21 protein-coding genes are annotated in these 20,424 nt (G+C 68.0%); 15 read left to right on the plus strand and 6 right to left on the minus strand.

Annotation, left to right across the window (positions count from 1 at the left end; genetic code table 11):
- Positions 1–292 precede the first annotated feature (292 nt).
- Positions 293–1,255 (minus strand): glycosyltransferase family 9 protein, encoded by a 963-nt coding sequence (locus IHE57_RS02685; RefSeq protein WP_209370665.1) that lies wholly within the window; start codon positions 1,253–1,255, stop codon positions 293–295.
- A 57-nt stretch (positions 1,256–1,312) separates the two neighbouring features.
- Here IHE57_RS02685 and IHE57_RS02690 point away from each other — a divergent pair, with 57 nt between their 5' ends.
- Genes IHE57_RS02690 through IHE57_RS02720 form a run of 6 tightly spaced genes read left to right on the plus strand, consistent with a single transcriptional unit; the run spans position 1,313 to position 8,127 of the window.
- Entirely contained in the window at positions 1,313–1,864 is a 552-nt protein-coding gene (locus tag IHE57_RS02690) for a D-glycero-alpha-D-manno-heptose-1,7-bisphosphate 7-phosphatase (RefSeq protein ID WP_436627477.1), read from the plus strand.
- Complete coding sequence (locus tag IHE57_RS02695; RefSeq protein ID WP_209370667.1) at positions 1,858–2,976, plus strand: glycosyltransferase family 9 protein; 1,119 nt, start codon at positions 1,858–1,860, stop codon at positions 2,974–2,976. Before IHE57_RS02690 ends, IHE57_RS02695 begins: the two co-directional genes overlap by 7 nt.
- Positions 2,973–4,016 (plus strand): glycosyltransferase, encoded by a 1,044-nt coding sequence (locus IHE57_RS02700; RefSeq protein WP_209370669.1) that lies wholly within the window; start codon positions 2,973–2,975, stop codon positions 4,014–4,016. The genes IHE57_RS02695 and IHE57_RS02700 overlap by 4 nt, the downstream gene beginning before the upstream one ends.
- A gap of 13 nt (positions 4,017–4,029) precedes the next feature.
- Positions 4,030–5,964, plus strand: coding sequence for a glycosyltransferase (locus tag IHE57_RS16265; protein ID WP_253719861.1), 1,935 nt, complete (start codon positions 4,030–4,032; stop codon positions 5,962–5,964).
- A gap of 13 nt (positions 5,965–5,977) precedes the next feature.
- Complete coding sequence (locus tag IHE57_RS02715; protein WP_209370671.1) at positions 5,978–7,378, plus strand: PfkB family carbohydrate kinase; 1,401 nt, start codon at positions 5,978–5,980, stop codon at positions 7,376–7,378.
- 59 nt (positions 7,379–7,437) lie between these two features.
- On the plus strand, positions 7,438–8,127 hold the full coding sequence (locus IHE57_RS02720) for an SDR family oxidoreductase (RefSeq protein ID WP_209323683.1): 690 nt from the start codon (positions 7,438–7,440) through the stop codon (positions 8,125–8,127).
- Positions 8,128–8,135: 8 nt separating this feature from the next.
- Here the strand turns inward: IHE57_RS02720 and IHE57_RS02725 are convergent, their stop codons facing one another.
- On the minus strand, positions 8,136–9,209 hold the full coding sequence (locus IHE57_RS02725) for a glycosyltransferase family 9 protein (protein WP_209370673.1): 1,074 nt from the start codon (positions 9,207–9,209) through the stop codon (positions 8,136–8,138).
- Between the two features lie 62 nt (positions 9,210–9,271).
- On the opposite strand from IHE57_RS02725, the gene IHE57_RS02730 reads away from it, so the two are divergent.
- From IHE57_RS02730 to IHE57_RS02765, 8 genes are all read left to right on the plus strand, one after another.
- Positions 9,272–10,672, plus strand: a complete 1,401-nt coding sequence (locus IHE57_RS02730; protein ID WP_209370675.1) for an aldehyde dehydrogenase family protein — start codon at positions 9,272–9,274, stop codon at positions 10,670–10,672.
- Positions 10,669–12,111, plus strand: a complete 1,443-nt coding sequence (locus IHE57_RS02735) for a PfkB family carbohydrate kinase (RefSeq protein ID WP_209370677.1) — start codon at positions 10,669–10,671, stop codon at positions 12,109–12,111. The genes IHE57_RS02730 and IHE57_RS02735 overlap by 4 nt, the downstream gene beginning before the upstream one ends.
- On the plus strand, positions 12,108–13,010 hold the full coding sequence (locus IHE57_RS02740) for a glycosyltransferase family 2 protein (protein ID WP_246475655.1): 903 nt from the start codon (positions 12,108–12,110) through the stop codon (positions 13,008–13,010). Before IHE57_RS02735 ends, IHE57_RS02740 begins: the two co-directional genes overlap by 4 nt.
- Positions 13,011–13,153: 143 nt before the next feature.
- Positions 13,154–14,290: a hypothetical protein gene (locus tag IHE57_RS02745; RefSeq protein WP_209323687.1), complete on the plus strand. Its 1,137-nt coding sequence runs from the start codon at positions 13,154–13,156 to the stop codon at positions 14,288–14,290.
- Between the two features lie 48 nt (positions 14,291–14,338).
- The gene (locus IHE57_RS02750) at positions 14,339–15,055 is read left to right on the plus strand and encodes a GAF and ANTAR domain-containing protein (protein WP_209323688.1); all 717 of its coding nucleotides are present in this window, start codon (positions 14,339–14,341) and stop codon (positions 15,053–15,055) included.
- 5 nt (positions 15,056–15,060) lie between these two features.
- Positions 15,061–15,447: a hypothetical protein gene (locus IHE57_RS02755; RefSeq protein ID WP_209370679.1), complete on the plus strand. Its 387-nt coding sequence runs from the start codon at positions 15,061–15,063 to the stop codon at positions 15,445–15,447.
- 474 nt (positions 15,448–15,921) lie between these two features.
- Positions 15,922–16,272, plus strand: a complete 351-nt coding sequence (locus IHE57_RS16270; protein ID WP_246475657.1) for a GAF and ANTAR domain-containing protein — start codon at positions 15,922–15,924, stop codon at positions 16,270–16,272.
- A 119-nt stretch (positions 16,273–16,391) separates the two neighbouring features.
- Positions 16,392–16,712: a hypothetical protein gene (locus IHE57_RS02765; RefSeq protein ID WP_209323690.1), complete on the plus strand. Its 321-nt coding sequence runs from the start codon at positions 16,392–16,394 to the stop codon at positions 16,710–16,712.
- A 16-nt stretch (positions 16,713–16,728) separates the two neighbouring features.
- On the opposite strand, the gene IHE57_RS02770 is transcribed toward IHE57_RS02765, so the two are convergent.
- The 4 genes from IHE57_RS02770 to IHE57_RS02785 are packed head-to-tail and all read right to left on the minus strand — an operon-like array spanning position 16,729 to position 19,166.
- Positions 16,729–17,067, minus strand: a complete 339-nt coding sequence (locus IHE57_RS02770; protein ID WP_209323691.1) for a PRC-barrel domain containing protein — start codon at positions 17,065–17,067, stop codon at positions 16,729–16,731.
- Positions 17,054–17,470, minus strand: coding sequence for a hypothetical protein (locus IHE57_RS02775; protein ID WP_209323692.1), 417 nt, complete (start codon positions 17,468–17,470; stop codon positions 17,054–17,056). The genes IHE57_RS02770 and IHE57_RS02775 overlap by 14 nt, the downstream gene beginning before the upstream one ends.
- Complete coding sequence (locus tag IHE57_RS02780) at positions 17,467–18,696, minus strand: NRAMP family divalent metal transporter (RefSeq protein ID WP_209323693.1); 1,230 nt, start codon at positions 18,694–18,696, stop codon at positions 17,467–17,469. Before IHE57_RS02780 ends, IHE57_RS02775 begins: the two co-directional genes overlap by 4 nt.
- On the minus strand, positions 18,693–19,166 hold the full coding sequence (locus IHE57_RS02785; protein ID WP_209323694.1) for a hypothetical protein: 474 nt from the start codon (positions 19,164–19,166) through the stop codon (positions 18,693–18,695). Before IHE57_RS02785 ends, IHE57_RS02780 begins: the two co-directional genes overlap by 4 nt.
- A 225-nt stretch (positions 19,167–19,391) precedes the next feature.
- On the opposite strand from IHE57_RS02785, the gene IHE57_RS02790 reads away from it, so the two are divergent.
- Entirely contained in the window at positions 19,392–20,396 is a 1,005-nt protein-coding gene (locus IHE57_RS02790; protein ID WP_209323695.1) for a DNA topoisomerase IB, read from the plus strand.
- Positions 20,397–20,424 lie beyond the last annotated feature (28 nt).

Below are 20,424 nucleotides of genomic sequence, written 5' to 3' on the forward strand. Positions count from 1 at the left end.
CTTCCCGGTGCCTCTCAGACATCACCGCCTCGAGGGGGTCGAAGAGCTGTTGCACCGCTGTGTCCAGGAGCTTCGTCCGCCAAGAGGGCCGGCGACCATAAGCCGACTCAGCAGAATCCACAACCCCTCTTGAGAAGCAGCAGGAGCGGCTTCATGTTGGGTTCAGAAGCCGAGGTCAACGCGGTTGAACGTGGAATCTCTCCACGACTGTCGAAGCACGACTGCCGAGGCGGGCAGAACCCGTCGTCGACAGAGGAAAGAGGAAAGGAGCACGGAGATGATCCATCGCCTGTCACAGGCCGAGGGCGTCGAGGGCGTCGATCGCCTCTCGGGCCGTCACGGCCAGCAGCGCCGGGTCCGGGCTCGAGGCGAAAGGATCGCCTCGCCGCAGCTCCTCGTGAGTCAGCGCCATATGGGGACCTTCGGGCGGGCCCCAGTTGAGGACGCGAGCGGGACCGAAGATCACCACCGAGGAGCGTCCGAAGGCATTCGCCAGGTGAGCCGCCCCGGTATCGGCGCTGACGACGACGTCCGCGGCGGCGATGCTCGCACAGAACTCGGCGAACGTCTGAGCACCGGCCGCGACGCGAAGACGGGAACCGTCTCTGCACAGCGGCCTGGTCTCCGCGATGAGCTGGGCGGCCTGCTGAGCTCGCGGTCGTTCGGCGCCGGAGCCCGTGAGCACGACGTCATGGCCGCGCCTCAGCAGTTCGACTCCGACGTCGACGAATCGTTCGATCGGCCACAGTCGGCTCACCTGGGAGGCGCCGACGTGGACGACGGCAGCCGGGGAGGGCAGTGCGACCGGAAGCGCCGCCGGATCGATGCGCAGATCCTCGGCATCGGCCTCCACACCGAAATGCGCGAGCATCTGCGTCCAGCGACGGCGCTCGTGCACGTCCTCGGCCCATTCGGGACCGCACCAGCCGGGAGCAGCATGGCCCCACCGCAGCCTCGCATCGAAGGATTCGAGCCAGAGGTGGCTGCTCGGACCGCGGCCGTGCAGATTGACCACGCAGCCCACGTCGAACACATCCGTTCGCTGATCCGGCGGAGTGCCGATGTCCTCGGGAGCGACCGGCAGGATCTCGTCGACGCATCCGATCGCGGCGATGAGAGGACGCAGGTACTCGGGGCAGGCGAGCACGAGCTCGGAGTCCGGGAAAGCCGTTCGCAGACCTCGCAGGGCGGGCACCGCGACGAGCAGATCGCCGATCCCGAGAGCGCGCAGCGCCAACACGACGTTCCTGGTCATGGCCTCCGCCTTCCGTCCGCGATCCTCTTCGATCGTGACGATACCCTCATCCGCGATGTGCCGTACAACGGCGATCCCGATCGAGTCGTCGCAGCCGACACGGCTGCTGAGGCTGTGGCTCTCGCCCGCGCTGCCGGAGTCCCCATCGGGGTCATCAGCAATCAGTCCGGCATCGGCCGCGGGCTCATCTCCGCCGACCAGCTGCACGCCGTCAACCGCCGGGTCGATGAGCTGCTCGGTCCCTTCGACGTGTGGCGCCACTGTCCCCACCTGCCCGAGGACGGGTGCCGGTGCAGGAAGCCGGCAGCGGGAATGCTGCTCTCGGCCGCAGAGGAACTCGATGCGCCCATCGCCGAGGCAGTGATGATCGGCGATATCGGAGCCGATGTCCAGGCTGCCCGCGCCGCCGGGTGCCGGGGCATCCTCGTGCCGACGCAGCGCACACTGCCCCAGGAGGTCGCCGCCGCCGAGACGGTCGCCGGCACACTGCTCGAGGCCGTGTGCGCCGCCCTCGGCCGGAGCGCGGAATCTGCTGGAGCCGGCGCGTCGGCCCATTCGGGGCTCGACTCTGATGCCGACTGCGAGTTGGTGGGAGGCGCGCCATGGTGAACAAGCACGTCCTCGCCGTCCGCCTCGACAGCATGGGCGATCTACTCGTGACGAGTCCGGCCCTGCGCGCCATCGCCGCTGCCGACGAGGTCGAGAAGCTCACCTTGCTGTGCAGCCCCGCCGCAGCTTCCACCGCGCGCCTGCTGCCCGGGGTCGACGAGATCGAGACCTGGTCCTGCCCCTGGATCATCTCTCCCCCTCCGGCGGTCGAGGCCGAGGAGCTCCAGCGGCTCATCGACGTCCTCACGGTCGCCGATATCGACGAGGCGGTCATCTTCACCTCCTTCCACCAGTCCGCGCTGCCGACGGCGACGGTCCTCAGGCTGGCCGGGATCTCCCGGATCACCGGGGTCTCCGTCGACTATCCCGGAAGCCTCCTCGACGAGCGGATCCGACCCGGGTCCGAACTGCCCGAGGATCTGCCCGAGGTCGAACGCGGGCTGGCGATCGCCGCCCGCGCCGGCTTCGCACTGCCCGACGACGATGACGGACGCCCCCGAGTCGTCGGCGTCCGGGGAGAAGCGGCGCGCCAGTGCCCCGAGGAGACCCGGATGCTCAGGGGCGAGCGCCTCGTCGTCGTCCATCCGGGCGCGAGCGTTCCGGCCCGGCGCTGGTCGCCCGAACACATGCGCGAGACCGTCACCGCCCTCGCCGGGCAGGGATGGACCCTCGCCGTCACGGGCACACCCGATGAGAGCCGGCTCACGGACTTCGTCGCCGGGACCGAGGGCATCGACCTCGGCGGACGGCTCGACGTCGCCGGCCTTGCGGACCTGCTGGCCGGGTGCGAAGCGGTGGTCGTCGGCAACACCGGACCGGCACATCTCGCGGCCGCTGTCGGCACCCCCGTCGTCAGCCTCTTCTCCCCCGTGGTGCCGCCTGTCCGCTGGCTTCCCTACGGCGTCGACGTGGAGATGCTCGGTGACCAGAGCGCCGCCTGCCGCGGCACACGTGCCAGGGACTGCCCGGTGCCCGGGCACCCCTGCCTGAATTCCGTCAGCGCCGAGGACGCGGTCACCGCCCTCGACCGGCTGCTGGCCCGCCGGCCGGCCCCTCCGGAAGACAAGGAATCTTTCCCTAGCTCAGCATACGAAGTCAGGAGCAGCTCATGAGAATTCTGCTGTGGCACGTCCACGGTTCGTGGACGGACGCCTTCGTCAGAGGAGACCACGACTACCTCCTCCCCACCGATCAGGAGCGCTCCGCCTGGGGCTTGGGCCGCGGCGGCCGCGAATGGCCGAACGCCCGTGAGGTCGCCATCGACGCCCTGAGCGCCGAAGACTTCGACCTCGTCATCGCCCAGCGCCCGGAGGAACTCGACGAGATCCGCAATCGCTTCGGGATCACTCCCGGAGTCGATGTGCCCACGATCTTCGTCGAGCACAACACTCCCCGGGCGACGGTGCCCGACAGTCCGCACCCGCTGGCCGGTCAGCAGGACGTCCCCATCGCCCACGTCACCCACTTCAACGCCCTGATGTGGGACTGCGGGGACACGCCCGCGGCCGTCATCGAGCACGGCATCAACGATCCGGGGCCGCTCTACACGGGCCGGCTCCGACGCCTGGCGTTCGTCGGCAACGAACCGGTGCGGCGCCGCCGGGTGCTCGGCACGGACATCCTCGAGGAGGTCTCCTCCCATGTTCCCGTCGATGCCTTCGGCATCGGCACCGAGAAGCTGCTCGACTCCCAGCACGTGCCGAGCGGTCTCGGCAAGGTCGATGACAGTCCGATCACTCCGTACGGAGATCTGCCGCCGCAGGTCCTCCACCCGCTCGTCGCCGAGCGCCGCGCCTACCTCCACCCGGTGCGCTGGACCTCCTTGGGCCTGTCCCTGCTCGAGGCCATGCACATGGGCATGCCGGTGCTCGCCCTAGCGACGACCGAGGCGATCCGGGCCGTTCCTCCGGAAGCGGGGATGCTCACCACCGAACCGCGCGAGCTCATCGACATGGCCGTCCAACTCATCGACGACCCCGAGCTCGCCGCCGACATGGGCCGGCAGGCGCGAGCGCACGCTCTCGCCCACTACGGCCTCGACAGGTTCCTGCGCGACTGGGACGAGCTGCTCGAGGCGGTGGTCTCCCGCGGGCCCTCCGCCGCCCGGTCCTGCGCGCACCGCGACCCGACCCGCCACATCCAGACCGTCTGACAAGGAGAGACCAATGCGCATCTCGATGATCTCGGAACATGCCAGCCCCCTGGCGCCGCTGGGCAGCGTCGATGCCGGCGGACAGAACGTCCACGTCGACAAGCTCGCCGCAGAGCTCACCGCCCGCGGTCACGACGTGACGGTCTTCACCCGTCGCGACTCACCCGACCCCGCTGATGTCGTCGTCATGGACTCCGGCACCCGTGTCGTCCACATCTCCACCGGCGAGGACAGCCACGTTCCCAAGGACGAGCTCCTCGACCACATGCCGTCCCTCGGCCGGGGAATCGCCGAATACTGGCACAGCTATGCCGAGGCCCGACCCGATGTCGTCCATTCCCACTTCTGGATGTCGGCACTGGCCGGCCGGGCCGCCTTGGAGGCCGCTCACCTGCCGGACGTGCCGCTCGTGCACACCTATCATGCGCTGGGCACGGTCAAGCGCCGCTATCAGGGCAGTGCCGACACCAGCCCCGGCGGCCGCATCCGCCTCGAGCGCACGATCGGCGAGGACGCGGCGCGGATCATCTCCACCTGTGAGGACGAGAAGGGCGAACTGGCGAGGATGGGCATCGACACGAGCAAGGTCGATGTCGTCCCGTGCGGCGTCGACCTCGGCGAGTTCACGCCCGGCGACGGTCCCACCGACCCGCCGCGGATAGTGTGTCTCGGTCGCCTCGTGCCCCGCAAGGGCATCGACCTCGTCATCCGGGGACTTGCGAAGCTGCATCGCGCCGGCCGGACCGATGTCGTCCTCGACGTCATCGGCGGCAGCGCCGACGGCGGCGAATTCGCCGCCGATCCCGAAGTCAGGCGCCTGCGGGACCTCGCCGCCGAACTCGGCGTCGAGGAGCACGTCCGCCTCCGCGGGCACATGGACCGCTCGGACATCCCAGCCGCGGTCCGCGGCGCCTCCATCGTCGCCTGCACCCCCTGGTACGAGCCTTTCGGCATCGTCCCGCTCGAGGCGATGGCCTGTGGGGTTCCGGTCATCGCGGCCGCGGTGGGCGGACTGCAGAACACCGTGGTCGACGGCACCACCGGACTGCTCATCCCGCCCGGCGATTCGGGGGCCTTCGCCGCGGCCGCCGAGCGCGTGCTCTCCTCCCCGGACTTCGCCCGCTCCCTCGGTGCGGCCGGCATCGAACGCGCGCGGCAGGGCTACACCTGGGCCCGCGTCGCCGAGGCGACCGAGGCCAGCTACGAACAGGCCCGCGGTGAGCAGGAGACGGGCGGCGACGAACTCTTCGCCTCCCGCCGCCGCTCGACGGCGCCCGCCGGCAGCGACGTCCTCGAAGCGCAGCTGTCCGGAGTGGAATGCGCCGTGGACTCCCTGCGCGAACAGCTGCCGACGATGCGGCGGTGGAGCGAAGCGCTCGCGCAGACGCTGGCCGCCGGCGGGACCCTCTTCTGTGCCGGCAACGGCGGCTCCGCCGCCGAAGCGCAGCATCTCAGCGCCGAGCTCGTCGGCCGATTCTCCGGCGAGCGCCCGGCATACTCGTCCATCGCGCTGAGCACGGACTCCTCGGCGGTGACCGCGATCAGCAATGACTACGGATTCGACAGCGTGTTCTCACGCCAGATCGAAGCGCATGCCAAACCGGGCGACATCCTCATCCTGCTGAGCACGAGCGGTCGCAGCCCGAACCTCGTCCGTGCAGCCGAGGCGGCGAACCGCATCGGCGCGACGACCTGGGCGCTGACCGGCCCCGGGACGAGTCCGCTGACGCAGGTCTGCGACTCCTCGGTGAGGATCGACGCAGCCGCACCCCATGTGCAGGAGGCCCACCTCATGGCCGTCCACTGCCTGTGCGCGGCATTCGACGACAACGTCGGCAGACTCGCCGCGGCGCTGCCGGAGCCGGCGGCGGGCGTCACTCCCGCTCGGCCCGCGAGTCCACCGCTCACCGGCCTGCGCCCGACGGCCGCAGTCGGCGCCCGACTCTGAGAGAGGACGCACCATGAAGATCACAGTTGTCGGGGACACCCTCCTCGACGCAGACGTCCACGGCAGCGCCCGACGGCTGCTGCCGGACAATCCGGTCCCCGTCGTCGATGTCGACCACACCGATCATCGCCCCGGCGGGGCCGGCCTGGCGACCCTGCTGCTGGCCGCGGCCGGGCACGAGGTCACCCTCGTGACGGTGCTCGGCAACGACGAGAACGCCGAGCGCATCGAGGCCGCACTGCCCTCGGTCGACGTCGTCGCCGCCCGCCTCGACGCCCCGACTCCCGTCAAACGACGGCTGTTGGCCGAAGGGCAGCTCGTCACCCGCATGGACGAGAACTGCTCTGAGGCCGGAGTCGAGGTCACCGAGGAGATGCTCGCGTGCGTCCGCAGCGCCGAGGCCGTGCTCGTGTCCGACTACGGTCGGCACCTGAGCGAGGACACCCGGCTCCGTGCCGCGCTCGAAGAGACGGCGGCGAAGGCTCCCGTCGTCTGGGATCCGCACCCGGCGGGCGGCCCGCCCGTTGCGGGTGCTGCGGCAGTGACCCCGAACTTCGCGGAGGCGCTGACGTTGACCGAGAATCCCAACGGATCGGAGGCGAGCGTGCCCGAAGCTCACACTGCGGCCGAGACGCTCCTCGAGCGGTGGCAGTCACAGGCGGTCGTCGTCACCCTCGGCGCCAGAGGCGCGCTCACGCTCGAAGCCGGTGCCGGTGCGCGCTTCTCTCCCACGCTGGGCCCCACCACCGGCGACGCGTGCGGGGCCGGTGACTGCTTCGCAGGCTGTCTCACAGCCGGGCTGGCGGCCGGCACCGATCTCATGGACGCCGTCGACCGCGCCATCGCGGAGACGGGTGAGTTCATCGTCCGCGGAGGCGTCGATGCACTCACTCGAGCCCAGGAGTCCGAGGCCGTCCTGCTCGGGACTCACGAGGAGCCGGGCACCGCGAGCCCGGCCGTGCAGCGAGCGCGGGCCGTGCGGGCCCGCGGAGGCACCGTCGTCGCGACCGGCGGCTGCTTCGACCTCCTGCACGCCGGCCACGTCCGGGCGCTGAGTGCGGCGCGGAGGATGGGCGACACGCTCATCGTCCTGCTCAACTCCGATGAGTCCGTCCGCCGGCTCAAGGGCGCCGAGCGCCCGATCGTCGGCTCGGGCGAACGCGCCGAGCTGCTGCGCGCCCTCGACTGCGTCGACGACGTCCTCGTCTTCGAAGAGGACACCCCCGTGTCCGCCCTCGAGCAGATCCGGCCCGATATCTGGGTCAAGAGCGATGACTACCGGCATGCCGACCTCGAAGAGGCGGAGGTCCTCACCCGCTGGGAGGGGCGCATCGTCACCGTGCCCTTCGTCCCCATGCATTCGACCTCCAACCTCGCCGGCGCGCTGCGCCGACTCGACTCTTCGGCGGTGTGAGCGCAGCTCCTCACCGTCGTCGCACGCTCGCAGACTCACTGCAGAAAGGAATCCCACCCATGAATCTCGAGAACAGCAGGATCGTCGTCACCGGAGGCGGCTCCGGCCTGGGAGCCGCCTGCACCGAGGCCATCGCCGAGGCGGGGGGCGAGCCGATCGTCTTCGACCTCGCCCCCGTCGCAGGCAGCCACCGCAGCGTGAGCGTCGACGTCACCGACCGACAGTCGGTGGAGAGCGCCGTCGCCGAGGTGGCCGAAGCCGGCGGCGGGATCGACGGAGTCGTCACGGCCGCCGGGATCGACATTCCCGGTGACCTCGACGAAGTCGACCCGGACCAGTGGGAGAAGGTCATCGGCGTCAATCTGCTCGGAACCGTGTCGACGGTCCGTGCCCTGCTGCCCCACCTCGAGGCCAACCGCGGCCGCGTGGTCACGGTGTGCTCGACGCTGGGGCTGCGCGGAGCGGGCGGAGCGACCGCCTATGCCGCCTCGAAGTTCGGCGTCCGCGGCTTCAGCCAGGCTCTGGCCGCGGAGATGGTCGGCCGGGTCGGGGTCACGAACCTCATCCCCGGCGGAATGAACACGAACTTCTTCGAGGGGCGGGACGAACGCTTCGCGCCCGGCGACCGGAGCCGTCTCAACGATCCCCGCGACGTCGCCCGCACCGTCGTCTTCGCACTCACCCAGCCGCCGCGGGTCGAGATCCGCGAAGTCCTCGTCGCCCACGAGGGTGAGGACTCATGGCCGTGATCTCGTTCTCAGTGTCCTGCGGCGAGCGCACGGATCTCGTCGTACACGCTCTCCGGGGCCACCTCGGCGACAAGGGAGGGATCATGCGTGCAGCGTTCGGCCGTCCAGCCGACCTGGGTCACATCGACCCCGCAGACCGTGCACCGGGTCACCCAGGACATGAGAACCCGGTGCCGGCGGCGGCTCAGCGGGGCGGCGTTGAGCGCGTTGCCCACCCAGTAGATGCCCACGGTCTTGGCCCCGGCGGCCGCCGCCAGGTGCCGGGGACCGCTGTCGTTGCCGACGACCACCTCGGCGCAGGTGAAGGCTCCGAGCAGTTCGGCGAGGCTGAGGCGACCGGCATGCGAGTCCACCCTGTCGCCGAGTTCGGGGGCGAGCCCGGCGCGTGCGGCATCGACGATGACCTGGGCGTCCTCGACGTCCTCGACAGCACCGACGAGAGCGACGCGCCAGCCGTCCTCCACGGCGGCGACGGTCAGCTGGGCGAAATGCTCGACCGGCCAGCGCCGGCGGGGATCGGTGGCGCCAGGGTGGACGATGAGGAGGGGCTGCGGTCCCGTCCCGATGATCCGCTCGGCGGCAGCGGTCTCCGCCGCCTCGACGGCGATGACGGGTTCGATCCGAGCAGTGCTCGCCCCGGCCAGGCCGACGACTTCGAGGGCCCGCAGCATCTCATGCTGGTAGTACACGTACGGCAGTGTGCGCTCGAGGTCGGGCGCATCGGGAGTCTTCGTCCCGATGGTGTGCTCCGCCCCGAGACGCAGGAGGAACGGGTTCGAGTTCTTGCCGCCGCCGTGCAGCTGCACGGCGAGGCCGAAGCCGCGTGCGCGCATCTGCGCGAAGAACGCCTCCTGTTCCTCGGACCCGTCGAGCAGCGGCTCGGCCACGCAGACCTCGGAGATCGGACCCGAACGACCGTCCAGCAGACGGCGGTGGAGTTCGCTGCCGATGAGGGTGATCGAGGCATGCGGATAGGCGGCCTGCAGAGCCGTGAGCGCCGGGTAGGCGAACATCAGATCGCCGAGTCCCCCGCCGCGGACGACCGCGACCCGCTCGACATCCGGAAACACATCCTCGACCATCGCCGCCACTCCGTTTCCATCACATTCCATTCGCACCACTCACACAGCGCTAGGAGGATCTCATGCCTGACGTGACGACCATCGACACCGACATCGTCTCGACGATCACTATACAGAACCCCGCCGACGGTTCGACTGTCGGCGAGGTCGACTGCGATACGCCCAGCGCCGTCGAAGCAGCGGTCGCGGAAGCGGCCGCAGCCCAGGCGGACTGGGAGGCCCTCGGCGCCGAGGAGCGCGCCCGACTGCTCTGCCTCATCGCCGACGCTCTCGCCGAGGCCGCGGACGAACTGGCCGAGCTCAACCGGCAGGAGACGGGCAAGACCCTCGAGGACTCCCACGGCGGCATCGAGGCGGCGATCGGCACCGTCCGCCAGTACGCCGAGCTCGGCCCGGTCCACCGCGGCCACAGTCTGCGCGGCGACCGCCTCGCGGCGGACTACACGCGGCACCGGGCCCACGGCGTCGCCGCGATCATCACCCCGTGGAACGACCCTGTGGCGATCGCGATGGGGCTCATCTCAGCGGCGCTGATCAGCGGGAACACTGTGGTCCACAAGCCGAGCGAACGGTGTCCCCACCTCGGCCTGCGGCTCGGGCAGATCTGCGAGGAGGTGCTCCCGGACGGCGTGATGAGCACCGTCAGCGGCGGCCAGAGTGTCGGCCGCGTCCTCGTCGGAAACGAGGAGGTCTCCCTCTGCGCCCATGTCGGTTCGAGCAGCGCCGGCCTCGACATCCACCTGCGCGGCGCAGCCCATGGGGCACATGTCATCCGGGAGAACGGAGGCAACGATCCGCTCATCGTCGACTCCGGGGTCGACCCGCAGTGGGCGGCCCAGCAGGCGGCACTGGGGTCCTTCGCCAACGCCGGGCAGATCTGCACGTCCGTGGAGCGGATCTTCGTCCATCGCGACATCTCCGAGGACTTCGTCTCGGCCCTCGTCGCAGAAGCCGAACGGGTCAACGGCGAACATGCCCCGCAGCCCCTCGTCGACCGCAACCATCGCCGCACCGTCCACTCCCTCGTCAGCGAATCCGTCAACGCGGGAGCTCAAGCTCTCACCGGCGGACAGGTCCCGGACGGGCCGGGTGCCCACTACCCGGCGACGGTCCTCCTCGGATGCCGACCGGGCATGCCCGTGATCGACCAGGAGGTGTTCGGACCGGTGGCCCCGGTGTGCATCGCCGAGGACTTCGAGGAGGCGCTCGGCCTCGCGCGCTCGGGCTCCTTCGGACTCGCAGCGACCGTCCTCACCTCCGATATGGGGCACACACTCGACGCCGTCGATCGTCTGCGCGTGGGAACGGTGAAGATCAACGAGGTGTTCGGCGGCGCACCAGGCGGCTCGGCCGAACCGCGCGGGGAGAGCGGCTCCGGCTTCGGCTTCGGTCCCGAACTCCTCGACGAGATGTCCACGACCTCGGTCGTCCACATCGCTCCGGCAGGAGGGCAGCGACGATGAGAAACGAACAGCCCCTGATCACTCCGGACGGCAGTCGAGCGCCCGAACCGGCACGGACGGATTCGGCGGCTCCGGGTCCGCCGGCACTCGGCCGCGAGGAGGTCCAGGCCATCGTCTCCGCCGCGCCGACGGTCACCGTCATCGGCGACATCATGCTCGACTGCTGGCTCCACGGACGCTCCTCGCGTCTGGCCCGCGAGGCTCCCGTCGCCGTCGTCGAACAGGGCAGCGAGGTCCTCTCCCCGGGCGGGGCGGCGAACACGGCGATGAATCTCGCCGCGCTGGGCGCCCGTGTCAGAATGGTCGGCGTCATCGGTGGCGACGAGTCCGGCAGGACCGTCAAGGACCTCCTCGTCGATGCCGATGTCGATGTCAGCGGAGTCCTCACCTCCGAGCAGGTCGCGACGACGAAGAAGACCCGCATCGTCGTCGACGATCACATCCTCCTCCGACTCGACTGCCTCGATGACAAAGACAGCGCCGAGGGCGTGAGCGAACCCTGGCTGGAGGAGCTGTGCTCGCGGGCTCGCCATGCCCTCGACGGAAGCGCGGCGCTCGTCATCGCCGACTACGGCGGGGCCATCCACTCCGCGCAGCTGCCGGAGCGGCTGGCCCGCGAAGCGCGTCCTGCCCTCACCGTCGTCGATGCGCACGAACCCGAGCAGTGGAAGCTGTTGCGTCCGGACGTCGTCACGCCCAATGCTGACGAGGCCGAACGCCTCGTCGATGCGTCGTTCCGCGATGATCCCCGCCGGGTGGAGCTCGCCCAGCGCTTCGCCCCGGCGGTGCGCGAGGCAACGAACGCCGAGGCCGCGGTGATCACCCTCGACCGGGACGGCTCCGTGTCCGTCGACGGCACCGATGACGCGCACCTGACCACGGCGCATCCGGTGCCCGAACGCCAGGCCAGCGGGGCCGGGGACACCTTCGTGGCGGGCCTGACCATGGCGCTGGTCGCCGGTCTGCGACTGGCCCTGGCCGCCGAGTTCGCGCAGATGGCCGCCGATGTGGCCATCCGCGGGGAGGGCACCTCCCTGTGCACCGGCGACGACCTGCTGCAGCTCGTGGGCGGCCCTCGCCGCACGGTGCTGGCCCTCGGTCATTTCGATCCGCTCAGCAGCGAGGATCGGACGTTCCTCACCTCGGCGCGCCGCCTCGGCGACTATCTCGTCGTCGCGGTCGATCGGGACGCCGGGGAGGACGGTGCGGCGCTGCGCTCGAGGATGCAGCTGCTCAATGCCCATCCGAGCGTCGATCTCGTCGCCGAGTACGCGTTCTCCGCCTCCGAGGTCATCGAGTCGCTGCGCCCGGACGTCATCGCCTTCGACTCGAGTGGGACCGGCCCGCAGATCGCCCTGCCCCAGACCGGAGGCATCCCACTCGTCGACGTCTCAAGCACGAGGGGGCCGGACCCTCTGAGGACCGGGGAGCCCTCATGACGGTCACTCTCCCTCGAGGTCCCGGTGCCGGCAGCGAGGCGATGAACGCGCAGGCTCGCCGCTGCGATGAATGGGGGCGGGTGCAGGATGAGCGGAGGTCGGCGGCACGGATCGATGTGCTCATCCCCACCTGCGACCGCCCCACGGAACTCGCCGTCACCCTGTCAGGACTCGCGGCGCAGCTCGATGCGAGCTTCGACGTCGTCATCAGCGATCAGTCTCAGCAGCCGGTGGCCGACGAAAGGGGCGTGCGCGCCATGATCGACCTCCTGCACGCGCAGGGACGACACGTCGACGTCGACCGCAACCTGCCCAGGCGCGGCATGGCCCAGCAGCGTCATCACCTGGTGATGCTCAGCAGCGCCGAGCACCTCCTGTGCCTCGATGACGACGTCTGGCTCGAGCCCGGGACATTGGCCCGCATGGATTCTGCGCTGACCTCCGCCGGATGCGGGTTCATCGGAGCCGCCGTCCAGGGACTGTCCTTCCTCGATGACCGCCGTCCGGAGGAATGGACAGGTTTCGAGGAGTGGGAGGAACGGGTGCGTCCGGAGACTCCGCGCAGCAGCGGGGAGTCCGGCAGATGGAAGCTGCACAACGCCGCCAACCTGTCCCATATCGCAGTCGAGAAGGGCTTCAGCATCGCCGACCCTCGTCTCTACCACGTCGACTGGGTCGGCGGCTGTGTGCTCTTCGACAGGGCCAAACTCCTCGATTCGGGCGGATTCGGCTTTTGGGACCAGCTCCCCGTCGACCATGTGGGAGAGGACGTCTACTGCCAGCGGCGCGTAATGTCCCGCTACGGCGGAGCCGGCCTCATCCCCAGCGGCGCCGTGCACCTCGAATCTCCAACGACTCTGACCGAGAGGCGATGCGAGGTGAGCGAATACCTCGCATGAGCGCCTCGGCTCGGACGCACCACTAGACGAAGCGATCGACTTTGTAAAGGCCCTTTCAGGTCCGAATCACCCTCATTAGCGTCAATGGCATCACAGGCGCCCGTACCGGCTCCCTGAACTGCAAGCAATCGGAGGATGACACCATGGCTACTCCCATTCAGCTGGCGCGCAGCTACGCCAGGTCGTATGAGACGTCGTCCCGCAAGGACAAGGGCACGATCCTCGACACACTCACCGCGGCGACCGGCTGGACGCGCGATCATGCGCGCCACCAGCTCCGCAGCCAGATCCACCAGATCAAGGCCGGAGTCGCCCTCGACGCGGTCGTCGATCGTCGCCGCCTCAAGCCGAAGAAGTTCTCCCCGCCCGCCCGACGGGCTCTCGAACTCGTCTGGAAGTGCTCCGGCCGCCCCTGCGGCAAGTACCTCGAGGCCGCGATGTCCGACTGCATCGATTCGCTGGAACGGCACGGCCACCTCAAAGAAGGACGGCGCGGATACTCGTCCTCCGTGCGCGACGAGCTCCTCGACATCTCAGCGGCCACGATAGATCGGTACCTGCGCTCCGCCAAGGCGGGAGACCACGATGAATCATGGCTGACCGGCACCGGAACGGGGATGCGTGCATCACTGCCGCGGCAGCGCATGCGCTCGCTGCTCGAACCCGAACCCGGGTACTTCATCGTCGAACTGCTCATGGTCACGACACCGACCGGTGAAAACTGCGTCACCGTGACATTCACCGATGTCGAGATCGGGTGGGTGCACACGAAGACCTTCACCCCGGGCATGCCCGTCGTCGACATGCTCACTGACATGGTGCGCGCAGTCCCCTATATCGTCACCGGAATCCTGTTGGCTCCGCCGCTGCCCGCCGGCGACCTCGAGACGTGGGCGAGTGAGAACCTCATCGAGTTCCACAGCATGAGCGACCTCAGGCAGGGCTCGCGTGTGCCCGACTGGACGTTCAGCGATCTCGACCTCCCTCTGCGCACGCCGAGCGACCTCGGCGCCGCGATCGACAGGGTCAACGAGCTGTGGGCGGCACTGGGCGACCGTCTCAACTTCTTCATGCCCGTGAAGAACCCCGTGGGATGGCGTCTCACACCCGCCGGAGAGCGCCGGCGCGAATACGACCGCCCCGACACACCGGTCTCCCGACTCTTCAGCTCCGGAATCCTCTGCCCCGAGCAGACTCGGGAGATGCGCGAGAAGAGTCACGAGCTCGACATCGCCGCACTGACCGCGCGCATCGAAGAGCTGAAGACGACCCTGCGCTGAGACGATTCTGTTCCGCCGGGAGGACGTGGCGGAGGGGAGGCGAGTGCAATGGTCGACCTACCGCTGGACGAGCTGTCGACGTTGTTCGCACGGATGAACTCCATGCTCCTCGACGAAAGGACCGTCGACAACGCGGTCGTCCTCCTCTCGGAGGCGGCCCAGGCCGCGATACCGCGTGCGCTCGGAGCGGGTACGACGGTCCTCGACCCCGTCGGTCGTCCCGTGAGCACGGGCAGCACCGACGCAGTCGTCGCTGAAGCCGATGAGCAGCAGTACACGACGGGTGAGGGGCCGTGCCTGAGCGCCTGGGCGGAGCAGAAACCCATGCTCATCGACGATGCCGAGAGCGACGACCGGTGGCCGCGATGGTCGAAGGCGGTCTCCCATCTGCCGATCAGGTCTGTGCTCAGCGTCCCCCTCATCCACGGTGAGGAGGCCATCGGCGCGATCAAGGTCTACTCGGCGTCCGCCGGTGCCTTCGGTGACGAGACGGTCCGTCTGCTCGGCCTCTTCGAAGGTCCGGCCTCGGCGCTGCTCGCCCACGTGCAGTCGACCGATCTGCCCGCGCGGCTGAGCGACTCCCTGCAGTCGGCTCTGACCAGCCGGGACACGATCAATATGGCCAAAGGAGTGCTCATGGCCGAGCACGCCCTCGATGCCGACACCGCCATGACACGGCTCATCGGTCTCGCCCGTGAGGGACGGCAGAGCCTGCTGGCCTGCGCCCAGGGCATCGTCGCCTCGACGCAGCGAGGAGGTGACTGAGTGAGATGACAGGAACGTCTCCCGACAACCCTGCTTTCGGCGAACCCGAAGACCGGGGTCCCGATGACGACCTCCGACAGCAGCTGGCTAGTGCCGTCAGATACTGGCGCATGCCTGTCAAGGACATCTGGTTGCGCTATTTCAGCCTCGGCGGAAGTGTGGGCGAGTGTGAGCTCGACGCCTACATCAACTCGTCCTATACGATCTCACCCCTGCAGCACGACATCCTCGCCCAGGCGATCAACGAGCTCATCGACGCCCGACCCGAACCGCCGCGCGCACCCTACAGCAGCGATGCACTCGACCGCAGCGACGGCCCGAGCAAGGCGAGGAACGATCAGAGCCCGGGTACGGAGTCCGTTGACGATGATCCCCGCGCAGACGAATATTGAAGGAACAGATCACAGAGCCGGCACTTGAGACACGATGGGAGTGGCAACTCTGATGAATGACATCTCAGCAGAATCGACTCGTGACGACCGCGAAGGACTCGACGAGGAGATCGCGATCCCGAATCCCGACTCGGACAGGCACCAGCTGACTGCGGAGATCGGCGAATGGGCACGCTCACTCATGCTCGAGCCCGATGACCTCATCCTCGGGGCCATGGTCGACGAGGCCCTGCGAGTCATCCCGGGAGCCGACTACGCGTCCCTCTCCATCGTCAGCCGGCAGGGCTGCATCCGGTCCCGCGCCCCCTCTCACCTGATTCCCGAGCGCTTGGACGCCCTGCAGTCCGAGCTGCAGGAGGGACCCTGCTTCGATTCCATTCGTGAGCAGCGCATCGTCCGGGTCCCCGATCTCTCTCGGCCTCGACTCCCTGGCCGAGATTCGCCTCGAGTGCACTCGCCGAAGGCGTACGCAGCATGCTCGCATTCCAGCTCTTCGTCGAGGTCGACAGCCTCGGCGCCCTCAATCTGTACTCGACGAGCGCTGACGCCTTCGACCAGGAGGCCGAGAACATCGGGACGGGGGTCGCCGCCCACGCCTCCCTGGCCCTGGCCAACGCCCAGAAGCAGGGACAGCTCTACGAAGCAGTGGCCTCACGGGACCTCATCGGTCAGGCCAAAGGCATACTCATGGAGCGGCACAAGATCAACGAGCACGATGCGTTCCTGCTGCTGACGAAGGTGAGTTCGAACACGAACAGGAAGCTGCGCGAGATCGCCGAGGAGTTCGTCCGGACCGGCTCGCTGCCCGGAACGATCACCGACTGATCCGTCGACCAAGTGACCCGTCCTCCCAGGAACGAATCACTTGTTTCTCCGAGCAGCAGTGGGCTAGACTCGAAGACGGTCAAGCAGATGGCCTCCTTCCTGACATCAAGGGGATCATTGTGTACACGCTGCTCAACAACAGTGAAGCATCGAAGTTCGACCTCTACCTTCCCGGCCAGCTCGTCGCCTCACTGCACTACACGATCACTCCGGACGAGATCATGTTCGTCTACTGTGAAGCCATCGAGCCCCTCGATTCGGAACGGCACTGTCGCGAGCTCCTGCGCCTGGCCCTCGAAGACTCCCTCAACCGGCGGATCCCGATCACCGTCTCATGTCCGATCGCGAGCAAGTACATCGACAGTGATCCGGTCATCGGTGCTCAGCTGCAGTCGCTGCCCAAGCACGTAGGACGCAAGCACCAGAGTTCCCTCGACTGAACCGTCGCACCGCTGCTCACCGGCGCTTCGCCCCCTTCACAGTGACCAGCGGCTCCGAAGCGAAGTCCTCCCGCAGCCGGACACTGTTCGCGTCGATGCGTTCGACTTCCTGCCAGGGGATGACGAGCGAACCCGCGTGCATCCGTCGGAATACGAACGCGAAGAGCTTCGGACGATCCATTCCCGTGCGCTCGTAGCCGAGGAAGGGCGTCCTCCGATGGGGACCGACGATGAGCGAATCGAGACTCATCCGGTCCCTTTCCTCGCTGCTGGTGAACCGCACGTCGAGCACCCAGCCGAGGGGCTCTCCCGCGGAGTCGCACACGCGTGAATCGAGCAGGTCACTGAGGATCATGACGGCCTCCGGGGATTCGGGCGATGATATGATCGCGCATCCACTGTTCGATCCACATCACGCTGAGCTCTTCGCCGTCGATGCCGAGCTCGACGGCCACGTCGATGTTCGCGACATCGTCCCAGGAGATGCGGTGCCAGCGGCTCTTGGGCGGGCGTCCGCCGAAGATCCGAGTGGCCAGCACCGGCCCGGTCAGCAGGTCGGTGATCTCCGGTGCCTGCGCGTCTGGGTCCAGAGGCTCCCCGAAGGGGACTTCACTGAGCTCGACGTCGTCGACGACCCCGATCGTGCGGTCGTTGACGTCACGCATCTGACGGTCCAGGAGATGGAGTCTCACATCCATCGTGCGCTCGTCATCGTCGGCACTCCGCTCGTCGGAGTCTCTGCGGTCGTCGTCATTCATGAACCTGCTCCTGTGATGATCATCAGAGGGATGGCGGCGAGGGAGGCCAGCAGCACCAGCCCGAGATAGACCAGTGCGACCGCGTTGGTGACCCGGCCGTTGACGTGCTCGCCCATGTATTCGGGATCGTTGGCGACGATGAGGATCGGCAGATACGTCAACGGCAGGGCGATGGCGGAGAAGACCACGGAGATCTCCGTGACCTGAACGGGATCGACTCCGGTCGCGAGCACCGCCACGCCGAGAACGAGGCAGACGATGATGGTCACGTGGAATCTCGCAGCCTCGGCGGGCTTGCGAGTCTTGCCCCAGGTCCAGCCGAAGAACTGCGCGATCGTATAGCCGGTCGACAGAGTCGTCTCCAACGCGGCGCCCGTGGTGGCGGCGACCATTCCGAGGATGACGAAGGCCAGCAGCAGCTTGCCTCCTGCCTCGGCGACGGGCAGCACCGTCTGCGTCAGCGAGCTGACGGCGATGCCCTGGGGGAAGAGCACGATGGTCGCACAGACTGCGATCGACAGCGCGATCAGCCCGCCGATGGGATAGCCGATGAGGATATTCATCCGCGAATCCGCGATCTTCTTCACCGACCACTTCTCTTCGATCGCACTCGAAGAGTAGAAGAACACCTGGTAGGGGGTCATCGCCGACCCGAAGAGGGAGATCGCGAAGTACCAATACGTCGACATGTGCTCGTCCCCGGGCACACTCGGCTTCGTGACCTGCGTCATCAGATCGTTCCAGTCGGGCCCGAGGAGGAAGACGGCCACGGCGAATCCGACGAGCGCGAGTCCGAAGAGAGGGACGATCTTCTCCATCTTCGAGAACTTCACCCGCCAGATGATCAGCCACACCGCCACAGCGGCCACAGGCACCCAGAGCAGATAGTTCACACTGCTGGCCAGCTGCAGAGCCAGGGCGATGCCGCCGACTTCTGCCGTGAGAGTGAGCAGATTGATGAAGAAGGAGGCGCCGAGGTTCGCGATGCCCATGCGAGGTCCGAGCCGTTCGCGGATGATGTCGAAGGTGGCCCGTTTGCTGACAGCGCTGACCCGTCCCGACATCTGCGTGAAGACGCAGACCCCGATCAGTCCGAGGACCACCACCCAGACCAGGGACAGACCGAAGCGAGAGCCGACCTCGGCCTCGACGACGAGGTCGCCGATATCGACGAACCCGCCGATCGCGGTGAGCAGTCCCAGCAGAACTCCGACGATCTTCTTCATTGCGGCGGTTCCAGCGAATCCATTCGGGAGGCCAGACGGTCACGGCTGTCCCGGAGTGTCCGTTCCACCTCGTCGGCCGAGTGCGAGCTCTTGTCGTCGATCCAGTCTTCGGCGCCCGTGATCGCTCTCGCGGCACCGGCGATCTCCTTGAGCACCGCTGTTCTCTGCCGGTCCTCGGCCGCGGTGTCGACCTTGAGCTCGAAGACCTGTTTCTGCGCTTTCTCGAGCTCGCTGAGCATGTCCTGGGCAGTCGTATCGGCCACAGTGCTCAGAGTCCTGTCACGACGGAACTGGCCGAAGGAGTCCTCGACGGTCGCGACCGCATATTGGGCGTGCTCGGTTGCCCTCTTCAGCTCGCCGAGGGCCCCTCCTTCGGAGGTGACGCAGCCGGAGAGCAGCAGGAGAGCGACGGCCACGACAACGGCGAGGCACCTGCGGCTCACGCCGCTGAACTCACGAGATGTCGTCATCTGTCCTCCGCTCTTCGATCCCACGACGGATTGCTCCTCGGCATCACAACGGATTCTCACGGTAGCGCGAGCACAAGTCCCCCGACCACGGAAAGTCGAGACTCATGCTTCTGCTCCGCTTCCTTCTGCTCCGCTGCGCAGACGCCGTCTCCGGGCTCTCTGACGATGTCTCAGGACTCTGTCAATCCCCTTTCGCGACAGACTCTGCTTCGCCACGCTGAGACCATGACACATATCGTGCGCGTCGACCCCAGCGGCGAGGGGATCCGCAGGAAGGGCGCCGGCAGGGGCTTCTTCTTCACGCGGAGCGACGGCAGCAAGGTCACCTCACGAGCCGAACTCGACAGGATCCGCTCCCTGGTCATCCCTCCGGCCTGGAAGGAGGTCTGGATCAGCCCCGACGAACGGGGGCACATCCAGGCCACCGGGGTCGACGCAGCCGGCCGCCGCCAGTACATCTATCACCCCGATTGGACGAGCGAACGCCGGGCCGAGAAATTCGAGCGGGCCCTTGCCCTGGCGTGGACGCTGCCCAGCTCCCGACGCCGCGTGACGCTCGATCTGCGCGCCCGACGCAACGGTGCCGGGAAGGCTCTGGCCGCGGCGTTCCGCCTCATCGACATCGCCGGTCTGCGGATCGGCAACAGGGAATACGCGCGGGAGAACGGGACTTACGGAATCACGACTCTGGAGGTCCGTCATGCCCGCGTCACGGGCGCCGAGCTGCACCTGTGCTTCGTGGGCAAGGGCGGGAAGCAGTGGGACCTCGTCGTCGACGACTCCGACCTCGCCCGCGTTCTCTCCCCCATGCTCAAGCGCAGCTCCGACGCCCCGCTGCTCGCCTATGCGACGGGGCAGGCTGCGGCCGGTCGACGATTCGACGACTGGCAGCAACTGTCCGCACCTGCCGTCAACGACTACATCAGAGACGTGGCCGGGGAGGACTTCAGCGCGAAGGATCTGCGCACCTGGAGGGCCACGGTCGTCGCCGCTCAGGAGCTGCCGTGGTCCGAAGCACGGGAATCGTCGCCGACAGCGCGGCAGACGCAGCTGCGAGAGGCGGTCAAGGCCACCGCGGCTTTCCTGACGGACACTCCGGCAGTGGCACGGAACTCCTATATCGACCCGCGTCTGGTCACGGCTTTTCTCCATGACCCGCCGGAGGCGGCTCCGACAACGGAGACCGATGTGCGAGAGCTTCTCGGAAACGTCCCGCTCGAACAGGAGTGAACCGGTCCGAACCGCAATGAGCTGGTTC

It is taken from the genome of Brevibacterium renqingii (assembly GCF_017808105.1).
GTDB lineage: Bacteria > Actinomycetota > Actinomycetes > Actinomycetales > Brevibacteriaceae > Brevibacterium > Brevibacterium renqingii.